Origin of the sequence: Sphingomonas paeninsulae, from assembly GCF_003660165.1 — a bacterium.
In the GTDB taxonomy this organism is placed as follows: Bacteria; Pseudomonadota; Alphaproteobacteria; order Sphingomonadales; family Sphingomonadaceae; genus Sphingomonas_O; species Sphingomonas_O paeninsulae.
Genome location: NZ_CP032828.1, coordinates 794,193 through 806,712 on the forward strand (window position 1 = coordinate 794,193; position 12,520 = coordinate 806,712).

A 12,520-nucleotide genomic window follows, 5' to 3' on the forward strand; every position below is an offset into this window, starting at 1 on the left:
CGATGCAGGGTACGCGCAACGCGCCGCCGCTTGGTAATCGGATGCTGCCGGAAGGCACATTTGCAAATGATGTGGTCATCGTGACTGGTGGTGGATCAGGGATTGGCAAGGGCATTGCCACCGAATTCGGGCGCTGCGGCGCTGCGGTCGTGATCCTCGGGCGCGACCCCGGTCGTCGCCAGCACGGGATCGAAGCGGTGGAGGCAGTCGGTGGTCGGGCGATCGGGGTTTCCTGTGATGTGCGGGACGCCGCCCAGATCAAGGCAGCATTTGACGAGGCAGAGGCGGCGTTCGGCCCGGTCACCGTCCTCGTCAATAACGCCGCGGGCAACTTTCCGGCTGCGGCCGAAGATATCAGCGCAAACGGATTTCGCGCCGTGACATCGATCGTGCTGGACGGGACGTTCCTGATGTCGACGGAATTCGCGCGCCGCCGGATTGCGGACGAACGTGGGGGTGCCATCCTGAACATTGCGGCCACCTACGCCTGGACGGGGGGACCCGGCACGGCTCATTCCGCCGCTGCAAAGGCTGGTGTCGTCAACCTGACGCAATCGCTCGCGGTTGAATGGGGGCCGCACGACATTCGCGTCAACGCCATTGCACCCGGCCTCTACAAACACGGGGACATGGGCGATCATATGCGTCTGGATGAGCCGGAATCGGTAGAGGGCCATCAGCCTGCGCTGCGTACCGGACAGGTTCATGAACTTGGATGGGCCGCCACCTATCTATGTTCCGACTATGCTGCATTTTGTTCCGGGCATACATTCGTACTCGACGGTGCAAACTGGCTAAGGCGCTCACTGCGTATGCCCAAATTCGAGCCGGTGCGTAGCTGGCTTCCCGAGCGCGCATCATGACGATACCGGACTATCGCATCCCTGCCTGCCCCCTTGTCGTCGAGGCACCTTCGCTTCTCTTTTATAACCCGTCCTATTAGTTGACAGATGAAAACGATGTTTTGACATTGTCTTAACGCCACAACCGGGGCACGGTTGTTCAGGGTAGCTTAGGAACGTGCGTGACCGGTGTGGACGAAGCGGAACGGAACCAGCAGGATAACGCGGATACGCTGGTCCGCAATCGCGAAAATACGCGCACACGCCTGTTAAAGGCCGGTCGCAAACTCTTTTTCTCGCGCGATTACACCGCGATTTCAGTCGATATGATCGCGCGCGAGGCTGGCTTTACGCGGGCCGCTTTTTATCTGCATTTCACCGGCAAGGATGCGCTGGTCGCAGCGATGATGATTGCGGAATCCTACAAGACCGATCCGCTGTTCGAACGTTTCAACCATATGGCGACGACGCCCGAAACGATTGAATCCTTCGTGCGCGCGTTCGTTCACTCCGGGCGCGATCTGCCCGCTGGTCGCCTGTTCCACATCGTTGCGTTGCAGAGCGACGCCGCGCGCGATGCTTTTCAGGAAAACCGCCGTCGTTTGATGGCTATCCTTGGCGACGGATTCCCGGCCTTTCGCCCTGCCCGTGATGATAGTCACGAAGAACAGCGCCGTGCCGCGCGCGCAACGCTCGCGATCGTGATGCTTGAACAGCTTGCCCTGCGCGACGCCGGCCTCGCCTCACCTGCTTTGCTGGAGGAGATGATCCTTGAAATGCGGGACCGGCTGGTGTCGCTGTCCCGCATCTATCGGGGCGATTGAACTCTCAGGCGGCGAGCAGCATCGCCGTGCTGACCGGCGAAATGAATTGTAACAAATGAGCGCGCTTGAGGACGAGGTGGGCGTCGCATTCATCGGTCATGCCCATGCCGCCATGAACCTGAATGCTGGCGCGTCCGTTCCCGATCGCGGCTGCGTCGGCCAGTCGCTTCGCCACCGCAATCTGAAACGCGGCGTCCTCGCGCGCACTGTCCAGCGTCAGCGCAGCATATAATAGTTGCGCACGCGCCGCTGAACACCGCACCGCCATATCCGCACAGGGGTGTTTTACGCCCTGAAATGACCCGATAGGGCGCCCGAATTGCTCACGAACTCGTGCATAGCCCGCCGCCATATCGCGCGCCGCCTCTGCGCAACCGAGCGCGAATGCTGCGGCAACAAGGCGCTGGTGGTTGGCGGCCCGCGATCCCGTCGTTTGTATGCGGGCTTTCGGGGGTAAGGCGATAATGGCCTGACTCGTCGATGGGTCGAGGCAGTCGTTGATAGTCCAGTCCACAGGCGCATCGTAAAGCGAAGCACCATTGTCACCGGTCACCAGAACCATATTGGCACCGCGCACTTCTAGAACACGCAACTGCCCGCCAGCTTCTGTCAGTCCGAGTGCGACGCGCCGGGTTCCTGCCAGAATATCCATGGCGAGCGCCTGATCCCCGGTCGCTATGGCAACATTGGCTGCAACCGCCATCGCAATTGTCCCGATGGGGGCCAGATATCGACCGAGTTCTGCCAGCACCAGCGCCTCCGCGCCATGCGACATCGCGACCCCACCAATATCCTCTGGCAGCGCAATGCCGAACCAGCCCATCGCCGCCATGTCGGTCCATATCCCGTCGGGTCTCAGACGCGCAGCGTTCAGCGGAATATGATCGCGCAGATACGCTTCGCTTGCTGCACGGACGGCTTCTTCGGTGTCGGACGGATATAGGTCCATCTGCTCGCTCCTCAGCGTTATTTGGGAAGTCCGAGCACGCGCTCGCCAATAATATTGCGCTGGATCTGGGCGGAGCCACCGGCAATTGTCTGGGCAAAGCCATAAAGATAACGATGCGTGGGATCTTTCATGCCGTAGCTGAAATCGAGCATGGTCTGTCCCATCATCCCGATCTCGCAGCGCGCGACACGTTGTGAAAGTTCGGAGGTGTAAAGCCGCACAATCGACGCTTCGGCACCCGGCGTACCGGTGCGCGCCACTTCAGAGACGGTGCGATATGTCATCGCTTTCAGCGCAGTCACCTCGGCGCGCAGAGTGGCGAGATCGTCCGCCAGACGCTCGCTTGCAATAAGGGCGCGTCCGTCCGTACCTGTCGTTTCCCGGGCGCGCCCGATCAACTGTTCCACGTGCGCGGCAAGGCTGACCTGTTCCGCAATAAAGCCCGTGCCCCGCTCGAACCCCAGCGTCGACATCGCCACGCTCCAACCCTGATCGATGCCGCCGACGATATTTTCGACCGGAACCCTGACCTCGTCGTAAAATACTTCGCAAAGGTCGATCTGACCACTCATCAGGCGGATTGGGCGCACCGTGATGCCGGGCGTGCGCATATCGCAGATAACCCAGCTTAACCCTTTGTGGCGCTCAGCATTCGGATCTGTGCGAACCAACAGTTCCTGCCAGTCGGCAAGGTCGGCATAGCTGGTCCATATCTTTGACCCATTGATAACCAGCTCGTCACCATCGATCCGCGCATGAGTGCGTATTCCCGCAAGGTCCGATCCGGCCCCCGGTTCGGAAAAGCCCTGACACCAGATGGTTTCAGCCTTCAGGATGCGTGGCAGATGATAATGTTTCTGATCCTCGCTCCCGCGCGCGATCAGTGTCGGCCCACCATGATTCACGCCGACGAAGCAGACGCCGATAAAAGGAGCACCCGCGCGCGCATATTCTTCGAACCAGATGATCTGTTCGATCAGTGACAGACCCCTGCCCCCATATTCTGTGGGCCAGTTGATCCCGGCCCAGCCACCATCATATTGCCGCCGCTGCCATGCCAGATCGAACGCACGCCCTTCGGTCCCGTCAAAGGGGCGCGGTTCTTTCGGAGTATTCACCGCGAGCCATGCACGCACTTCTTCACGGAAGTGCATCTCGCTGGTGGAATAATCGATGTCCATGATGGTCAGGCGCCGCCAGTGACGACAATAGTTTCGCCGTTGACCCAGCGGCTGTCATGGCTGGCAAGGAACGCGACCACATCGGCCAGACCATCCGGCTGGCCAATGCGTTTTAGCGGGTGAGCACGCGCCGACCTTTCGCGTGCATCGGCGGGCATTCCGTCGGTGATGAGGTCGGTGTCGACCATGCCGGGCTGTATCGCGTTGACTGTGATCCGGCGCGGCGCGAGTTCGGTTGCCCAGACGCGCGTAAAGGCATCGACCGCCGCCTTTGAACCCGAATATGCGGAAAGCCCGCCTACGCGCGCTATCGTCGCGGTGCTCGAAAAGTTGATGATGCGTCCATCGTCGCGCATCAGCGGCAGCATTTTCTGGGTCGTGAAAAATAGACCGCGCGCGTTTAGGCCAAATGTCTCATCATACGCCTCTGTCGTTGTCTTCTCGAGCGTGGGCATACCGCCTGCCCCACGCCCGGCGTTGTTGACGAGGATATCCACACCGGAAACTCTGGCAACGATCTCTGCCACCATCCGGTCGATATCCGACAGGTTCGACACATCCGCCTGTACGGAAAACGCAGATCCGCCAGTGGCTTCGATCTGTTCAACCAGCGATCGCGCCTGACCGGCGCTTCGCGAGTAGTTGACGATGACCTGAGCGCCGTCTGACGCAAGCCGTAACGCAATCCCCCGTCCGATCCCCCGTCCTGCGCCCGTCACCAAAGCAATTTTGCCGCTCAGCCTGCCCGCCATATAAAATCGCCTATCAATTTGTTCTCGTTGTCACCTGTATCTGAGTCTATTGCGCGATGATCAAGGGCGATCTTGACGAAAGGCGTGCAGACTGTCGCACGACACCGACAGGGCGTCGAACACTTACATACCGGTATTCGGCAGCTTAATCAGGCAGGAACGCAGGACGTCGGCAATGCCCACGCGGACTCGTGCGATGGGCTGTTACCAACGCGCGGCACGCCGGTAAGCGCCGCCATTAGCATCCCGGCGGTCTGCTCTGCAGTTTCCCGTATCGGCAAACGTGGGCGTGACAGAGTGCGATGACCAAGGCCGAACAAAAGCCCGAGAAGCACCTCTTCGGCACCATCGAGACTTTCTTCAGAAAGTGCCGGATTGGTTATGATAGCCATCTTGCGGACGATTGAGCGGTAACGTTCGCATATTTCGCCGATCTGGTCGGCGACTGCGGGGTTGCGATACGCTTCTGCCAGAATTTCGAACGACAATGACTCTTCTGTTTCTGACAGGGAACGGGTTGCGAGCTGGACAAACGCGTCCCTGATCGACAGCGCGCCGCCGTCTACCGCTTTCAGAACATCATCGAACGCGCTCGTTTTCAATTCGGAACTGTCCGAAACGATTGCCAGTATGACGGCGTTCTTGTCTTTGAAAAGGCGATAGATTTGACCAACGCTCACGTTCGCCTTGATCGCCAGCTCTGAAACCGGGGTCTGATGAAAGCCCTGCGACGCGAACAATTGCCGGGCCGCGGCAAGAATGCGCTCTCGCGGGCCTGGGTTATGCTGCACCGCAACCAAATTTACCTCCGCTCCGACTTTTTGCTTGACCCGTTCCTTGCACGGTAATAGCTAGCGAGGCAAGCGGAATGATCGTTCATTCCTGCGTTTGCTTTATTAGGGATTTGTTATGCGTCGGATCAAAATCATGCGGTCCGTGGCTCTCGCGGCCTTGGTCGTGACCGGTGCATGCAGCAAAGCCCCGCCCCCGCCACGGCCAGCTCCAAACGTGGGCGTGGTTACGGTAAAGCTGGAGCCGGTGACGCTCACAACCGAGCTGCCGGGGCGCATCACTGCCGTGGAAACGTCAGAGGTTCGACCACAGGTGGCTGGCGTTATCCGCCGCCGCCTGTTTACCGAAGGCTCGCTGGTCCACGCAGGTCAGGTTCTGTACGAGATTGAGGATGCGCCCTATCGTGCGGCGCTCGGTTCGGCGGAAGGGCAGTTGGGCGCGGCTCAGTCGCAGATCAACGCCACCCGCCTTCTGGCACAGCGCTACGGTCAGCTTGTTGCGGTAAATGCCGTCAGCAAGCAGGAAGCCGACAATGCCAAAGCATCCGCGCAACAGGCAAGCGCAAATGTTGCAGCGCAGCGCGCAGCGGTCGATGCTGCCCGCGTCAATCTGAACTTCACGCGCATCAAGGCCCCGATTTCCGGGCGTATCGGCCGGTCGGCGTTTACGGCCGGTGCCTTAGTACAAATCGCTCAGGCCGATCCACTGGCGACGATCCAGCGTACCGATACCGTTTATGTCGACGTGACCCAGTCGGCGGCACAGTTGCTCGATTTGCGGTCAGCCATGCAGTCCGGCGACCTCAAGCGCGACGTCGGCAGTGCACGGGTCCAGCTCCTTTTGCCCAACGGCCAGACTTATCCGATTGAGGGCCGCCTGGAATTCTCCGAAGTCACCGTCGACCAGACCACCGGTGCCGTGACGTTGCGCGCCAGTTTCCCGAACCCGAATGGGACGTTGCTTCCGGGCCTGTACGTCCGCGCCCGCCTGATCGAGGGTGTTCGCCAGCAGGTGGTGTTGGCCCCACAGCAGGGCATCTCCCGTGATCCGCGTGGTCGTGCAACGGCGTTGGTCGTCAATGCACAGAACAAGGTCGAGCAGCGCAATATCACCACCGATCGGGCGATCGGCGACAAATGGATCGTTACCAGTGGCCTGAAAGCGGGCGACAGGTTGATCGTCGAAGGCCTGGTGAACCTGAAGCCCGGCGCGACCGTCAAGCCCGGTAAGCCGCAGCAGGTGGGTGTTGACGCCCCCGCTCCCGCCGCTACTCCCGGACAAGGTGGGAAATAAGCCGCAATGTCACGCTATTTCATCGACCGGCCTATCTTCGCATGGGTCATCGCGATCATCCTTATGCTCGCGGGCGCTCTTGCGATCCGTTCGCTGCCGATCGCGCAATTTCCGGAAATCGCCGCTCCCAAGGTGACGATCGCGACCCTGTATCCGGGTGCCGACGCGCAGACGCTTGAGAACACGACCACCCAGATCATCGAACAGCAGATGAAGGGTATCGATAAACTTCGCTATTTTTCATCGACCAGTGATTCCGCGGGCAACCTCGCCATCACGCTGACCTTCGAACAGGGCACCAACCCCGACATCGCTCAGGTTCAGGTGCAGAACAAACTGGCGCAGGCAACCCCGCTGTTGCCGCAGGAGGTCCAGCAGTCCGGTCTTCGTGTGACGAAAGCCACCGCCAACTTTTTGTTGATATTGGCCGTCTATTCGCAAAACGGCAGCCATGATCAAATCGATCTGGGCGATCTGATTGCTTCAAAACTGCAAGACCCGATCAGCCGGTTAAAGGGTGTCGGCGACACGCAGGTGCTCGGCGCGCAATATTCGATGCGCATCTGGATCGACCCCTTCAAAATGTCGAATCTCGGCATCACGGTGACCGACATCCGTTCGGCGATCACTGCGCAGAACGCCCAGGTTTCGGCGGGGCAGGTCGGCAGCACGCCTTCGGTCGGCGGACAGGCACTGAATGCCACCGTCACGGCACAGTCGCGGTTGCGTACGGTCGATGAATTCAAGAAGATCATTTTGCGCTCGACGACCGGCGGTGCGACTGTCCGGCTTTCCGACGTGGCACGCATCGAACTGGGTTCCGAAAACTACGGCTTTCAGGCGCGCTATAACGGCAAACAGGCGGCGGGCTTCGGTATAAAGCTGGCCCCCGGTGCGAACGCGCTCGACACAGTGACGCTCGTCAAGGCTGAGGTCGCAAAGATCAACAAGCAGTTCCCGGACGACGTGAAGGTTGCTTTCCCGGTCGATAACTCGACGTTCGTTCGCTTGTCGGTCAAACAGGTGGTTCGCACTCTGTTTGAAGCCGTTATTCTCGTCTTTTTGGTGATGTTCCTTTTTCTCCAGAATTTCCGGGCCACGCTGATCCCGACGATCGCTGTACCGGTGGTTCTGCTTGGATCGCTTGCCGTGCTGCAACTGGCCGGCTTCACGATCAATACGCTGACGTTGTTCGGCATGGTGCTCGCAATCGGTCTGCTGGTCGATGACGCGATCGTCGTGGTCGAAAATGTCGAACGCCTGATTCAGGAAGAGGGCCTGAGCCCCAAGGAAGCGGCGCGTAAATCGATGGACGAAATCAGCGGCGCGCTGATCGGTATCGCGCTGGTTTTGTCGGCCGTGTTTCTGCCAATGGCATTCTTCGGTGGCTCGACCGGCGTCATCTTCCGTCAGTTTTCGATCACGATCGTGTCGGCCATGGTGCTGTCGGTGTTGGTCGCATTGATCCTGACACCGGCTCTATGCGCGACCATCCTGAAGCCACAGAATGAAGCCCATGAACACAAAAAGGGATTCTTTGGCTGGTTCAACCGCACGTTCAACAATGGCGTCTCCAGATATGGCAACGGCCTTCGCCGCGTCGAGCGTGGCTGGGTCAGGACAATGCTCGTCTATGCGGTGATCGTCGCCGTGATGGCGTTCATATTCGTGCGGCTGCCCTCGGGCTTTCTTCCCGAAGAAGATCAGGGCGTGATGTTTGCGCAGGTATCGTTGCCCACCGGATCGACGATTGATGAAACCGCGCGAACGATGGACCGTATGCGCAGTCACTTCCTTGACGATGAGAAGGCGAACATCGCCGGCGTCTTCACGGTCAGCGGCTTCGGCTTTGTCGGACAGGGACAGAATGTCGGTATTGCCTTTATCCAGTTGAAGCCCTGGAGCGAGCGCAAGGGCAAGGATAACGCAGTCGCAGCGATCGCTGCGCGCGCAAACAAGGCTTTTGGCGGCATTCAGGCCGGTATGGCGATCGGGTTCGTCCCACCCGCCGTGCAGGAACTTGGCAACGCCAATGGGTTCGATTTTGAATTGAAGGACATGGCTGGCGTCGGCCATGACAAACTGCTCGAAGCGCGTAACATGCTGCTTGGCATGGCGAGCCAGGACAAACGGCTCATGCAGGTCCGGCCCAATGGACTGGAAGATACGCCACAGCTGAAACTCAATGTCGATCAGGCGCTGGCCGGGGCCCTTGGTCTTAGTCAGGCAGACATTAATACCACCGTCAGCACTGCCTTCGGTGGATCGTACATCAATGACTTTATCGATCAGGGTCGGGTGAAAAAGGTGTATGTGCAGGCCGATGCGCCGTTCCGCAGGTCACCGGCGGACCTCGGCAACTTCTTTGTCCGTGGTGCCAGCGGCACGATGGCACCTTTCTCCTCATTCTCGACGACCGACTGGAACTACGGTCCCGCACGCCTCGAACGCTATAATGGCGTCGCGTCGTTCGAAATCATGGGGTCGCCTGCACCCGGAGTCAGCAGCGGTACTGCGATCAAGGCGATGGAGGAAATGGCGGCAAAGCTACCGCCCGGAATCGGCTATGAGTGGACCGGCCTCAGCTACGAAGAGCAACTCTCGGGCGGCCAGGCCCCTGCACTCTACGCGCTTTCGCTGTTGATCGTGTTCCTGTGCCTCGCCGCGCTGTACGAAAGCTGGTCGGTCCCGATCGCCGTCCTGCTGGTCGTGCCGCTTGGAGTCCTCGGCGCAGTGCTCGCCGCAACAATCTTCGGCCTGAATAACGATATTTACCTTCAGGTCGGCCTGATCACGACAATCGGGGTCGCGGCAAAGAATGCGATCCTGATCGTTGAATTCGCCGAAGAAAAGATGGCCGACGGTATGGGTGCCGCCGATGCAGCGGTCGAGGCGGCCAAGCTGCGCCTGCGCCCAATCCTGATGACGTCGTTCGCGTTCATCTTCGGGGTGCTGCCGCTGGCGGTCTCGACGGGTGCCGGTGCCGGTGGTCAGCGCGCGATCGGTTGGGCTGTGGTCGGCGGAATGCTGTCCGCGACAGTCCTCGCGATCTTCTTCGTCCCGCTGTTCTTCCTGTTGGTGAAGCGCCTGTTCAAACAGGATAGGCCGCGCGAGAGGCGCAGCACCGTCAGTTATCATCACGGGCTATGGGACGATGATTCATCCGATACCCCGCGACCGCAGGAAGTCTGAGCCATGTTTACGCGCAAAACCGGCCTTGTCTTTGCTGTCGGGCTGACGCTCGCGGGATGCAATCTGGCTCCCAAATACGCCCGCCCCGGCTTGCCCGTGCCAGTCCAGTCGCCCACTGGGCCGGCCTATGGCGTGGCGGGCTCGGCCGATGTCGTTTCGGCGGAAACCGCATGGGAATCCTTCTTTACCGACGATCGCCTGCGCGGGGTCATTCGAACCGCGCTCGCCAACAACCGCGACCTGCGGATCTCGGTTGCCAATGTCGAACAGGCGCGCGCCCAATATCGCATCCAGCGGGCGGACCTGTTCCCAACGCTGGCGGGGACGGCCAGCGCGACTTATGCAAAGTCGCCATTTGCCTCACTCGGGACGCCAGAAACGGCGTCCGGTCGCACCGATATTTATTCGGCGAACCTTGGTATTTCCGCTTGGGAAATCGACCTGTTCGGCCGCATCCGCAACCTGACGCGCGCTCAACAGGAACAATATTTTGCGGCTGCCGAAAACCGCAATGCCGCACAGTCCGCCCTCATCGCGGAAACCGCGACCGCGTGGCTGACGATGGCGGCCGATCAGGACCGGCTGCAAATCGCGCGCAACACAGAGAAGGCGTTTGGCGAAACGCTAAAGCTGACCGAAGCGCGTTTCCGCATCGGCGTCTCATCTGAACTCGAAGTCCGTCAGGCGCGCACGACATATGATCAGGCGCGTTCCGACATCGCGAACGCAACCACACTCATCGCGCAGGACCAGAACGCGCTCAACCTGCTCGCCGGTACGACGCTGTCGGCAGACCTGCTGCCGGGACGTTTGCCGATAACGGGCGCGACACTTGCCAACCTCCCCGCAAACCTGCCGTCTGAGGTGTTATTGCGCCGTCCCGATGTTGTGTCTGCCGAACATCAACTGATTGCCGCAAATGCCAATATCGGCGCAGCGCGAGCCGCTTTCTTTCCGAACATCTCGTTGACCGCGGCCCTCGGCACGATAAGTCTCGGCTTGTCCAACCTGTTTGCCAGTGGCAGCGGGACATGGTCAGTGGCTCCAAGCGTTTCACAGCCATTGTTCGACTTCGGCCGCAATCAGGGCAATTTGCGCTATGCCAAAGCAACCCGTGATGCGTTGCTCGCGACTTATGAACGCAGCATCCAGTCGGCGTTTCGCGAAGTTGGCGATGCACTCGCACGGCGCGGCACGATTACCAGCCAGCTCGAAGCCCAGACATCGTTGCGCGATAATGCGGCCGGTGCCTATCGCCTGGCCGACTTGCGGTTCCGTGCGGGGATCGACCCTTTCCTCACCACGCTCGATTCACAACGCCAGCTTTACACCGCCGAACAGAGCCTGCTGGCGACTCGGCTGACGCGCGATACCAATTCTGTCGAACTCTACCGCGCACTGGGCGGCGGCCTGCGATAACCGGCGCCGTCTTTTAACGCTGCCGGTCACAATGCCGGTGTAACGATCTGCCCGGCCCGTTCTTGCGGCTGTCACGGGACGGACTTCGTTGGCACTTGTCGATCCCGCTTGTGCTTTCCAAAATATACGATAGTCTAAAAAAAAGACTGGAGAGTAAGCCAATGAATACCCTCGATTCTGGATCGTCGGACCAGAGCCTGGTGATACTGCAGAGCCTGATATGTCTGCTGCGCGAGAAGAATTTGCTCAGCCGCGCGGACATCGAAGGACTTTGTGAAAAAGTGACGATGCGTGCCACTCAGGCTGAGCGCGATCCGCTTCCTTGTTCGTTAGAGACTGCCCGCGCTGCCGCAGGCGAAATGGCGCGGATCGGCGAACATATCGGCAAACATTACGGCGGAAAGCATCGGCGCGGCTGACGATCCGGGGGTCGAGATACTCAGCCGCCAGAACGCCAAACCCGTTAGTCCGCGATATAGACAGGTGGGCGCTTTTCCAGAAACGCCTTCATGCCTTCCTTGAAATTCGGGCTGCGGCTCGTCAGCACCTGGTTGCGATTTTCAATCGCCATCGCGGATTCGAGACTCGACGCATCGACCGCCATGTTCAGCCCCTCTTTTGTCATCCGCAGGCCCATTGGCGACGCGTGGAGCATTTCGTCGATATAGGGCTGCGCTGCCGCCTCCAACTGGTCATCAGGCACCACTTCCGAAACCAGCCCCGTTGCGAGCGCACGCGCGGCGTGGATGAAACGCCCCGTTAGCATCAGTTCGGATGCGATCGACACACCGACGAGGCGCGGCAGGAAATAGCTGACGCCCATGTCGCACGACGACAGGCCGATGCGGATAAAAGCCGCGTTCATCTTTACCGATTCCCCGGCGATGCGGACGTCCGATGCCAATGCAAAGGCGAAACCTCCGCCACAGGCCGGACCGTGAATGAGCGAGATGATCGGCTGCGGGCAGCGGCGCATCTTGATGTAAACGTCCGCCAAAAATCCCTGAAAACCGAAACCGCCGCCGAACGGCACTTCGTCTTCCAGACCATCTTCGCGCTGTTTTATGTCCAAACCTGCACAAAACGCGCGTCCGGCACCGCGCATGACGACAATACGGACGCTTCCGTCGTTATAAAGCCGCCCGAAATAGTCGTTCAATTCCTCGACCATCTCGATCGAAATCGAATTGAGCGCCTCGGGACGATTGAGCGTAAGCCAATCTACTTGCCCGCGTTTTTCGATGGTGATGGTCTCATACGTGCGTGACATTGCGGA

General features: G+C 59.7%; 11 protein-coding genes. 6 read left to right on the forward strand and 5 right to left on the reverse strand.

The annotated features are described in order from the left end of the window. The first annotated feature begins 2 nt into the window (after positions 1–2). Together D3Y57_RS05110 and D3Y57_RS05115 are read left to right on the forward strand one after the other, a co-directional pair. Positions 3–863, forward strand: coding sequence for an SDR family oxidoreductase (locus tag D3Y57_RS05110; protein WP_430739003.1), 861 nt, complete (start codon positions 3–5; stop codon positions 861–863). A 161-nt stretch (positions 864–1,024) separates the two neighbouring features. Next, positions 1,025–1,666, forward strand: coding sequence for a TetR/AcrR family transcriptional regulator (locus D3Y57_RS05115; RefSeq protein WP_121151918.1), 642 nt, complete (start codon positions 1,025–1,027; stop codon positions 1,664–1,666). A gap of 4 nt (positions 1,667–1,670) precedes the next feature. Here the strand turns inward: D3Y57_RS05115 and D3Y57_RS05120 are convergent, their stop codons facing one another. From D3Y57_RS05120 to D3Y57_RS05135, 4 genes are all read right to left on the reverse strand, one after another. Next, on the reverse strand, positions 1,671–2,615 hold the full coding sequence (locus tag D3Y57_RS05120) for an acyl-CoA dehydrogenase family protein (RefSeq protein WP_121151920.1): 945 nt from the start codon (positions 2,613–2,615) through the stop codon (positions 1,671–1,673). Positions 2,616–2,632: 17 nt separating this feature from the next. Further along, positions 2,633–3,796, reverse strand: a complete 1,164-nt coding sequence (locus tag D3Y57_RS05125) for an acyl-CoA dehydrogenase family protein (RefSeq protein ID WP_121151923.1) — start codon at positions 3,794–3,796, stop codon at positions 2,633–2,635. 5 nt (positions 3,797–3,801) lie between these two features. After that, positions 3,802–4,548: a glucose 1-dehydrogenase gene (locus D3Y57_RS05130; protein ID WP_121151925.1), complete on the reverse strand. Its 747-nt coding sequence runs from the start codon at positions 4,546–4,548 to the stop codon at positions 3,802–3,804. 149 nt (positions 4,549–4,697) lie between these two features. Next, positions 4,698–5,339, reverse strand: a complete 642-nt coding sequence (locus D3Y57_RS05135; protein ID WP_239025825.1) for a TetR/AcrR family transcriptional regulator — start codon at positions 5,337–5,339, stop codon at positions 4,698–4,700. Between the two features lie 136 nt (positions 5,340–5,475). Here D3Y57_RS05135 and D3Y57_RS05140 point away from each other — a divergent pair, with 136 nt between their 5' ends. From D3Y57_RS05140 to D3Y57_RS05155, 4 genes are all read left to right on the forward strand, one after another. Beyond that, entirely contained in the window at positions 5,476–6,633 is a 1,158-nt protein-coding gene (locus D3Y57_RS05140) for an efflux RND transporter periplasmic adaptor subunit (RefSeq protein WP_430739004.1), read from the forward strand. 6 nt (positions 6,634–6,639) lie between these two features. Continuing rightward, positions 6,640–9,825, forward strand: coding sequence for an efflux RND transporter permease subunit (locus D3Y57_RS05145; protein ID WP_121151932.1), 3,186 nt, complete (start codon positions 6,640–6,642; stop codon positions 9,823–9,825). A 3-nt stretch (positions 9,826–9,828) separates the two neighbouring features. Next, complete coding sequence (locus D3Y57_RS05150; protein ID WP_121151934.1) at positions 9,829–11,244, forward strand: efflux transporter outer membrane subunit; 1,416 nt, start codon at positions 9,829–9,831, stop codon at positions 11,242–11,244. Between the two features lie 161 nt (positions 11,245–11,405). Continuing rightward, on the forward strand, positions 11,406–11,663 hold the full coding sequence (locus D3Y57_RS05155) for a hypothetical protein (RefSeq protein WP_121151936.1): 258 nt from the start codon (positions 11,406–11,408) through the stop codon (positions 11,661–11,663). A gap of 44 nt (positions 11,664–11,707) precedes the next feature. Here the strand turns inward: D3Y57_RS05155 and D3Y57_RS05160 are convergent, their stop codons facing one another. Beyond that, positions 11,708–12,514 (reverse strand): enoyl-CoA hydratase/isomerase family protein, encoded by an 807-nt coding sequence (locus tag D3Y57_RS05160; protein ID WP_121151938.1) that lies wholly within the window; start codon positions 12,512–12,514, stop codon positions 11,708–11,710. Between the last annotated feature and the right edge of the window lie 6 nt (positions 12,515–12,520).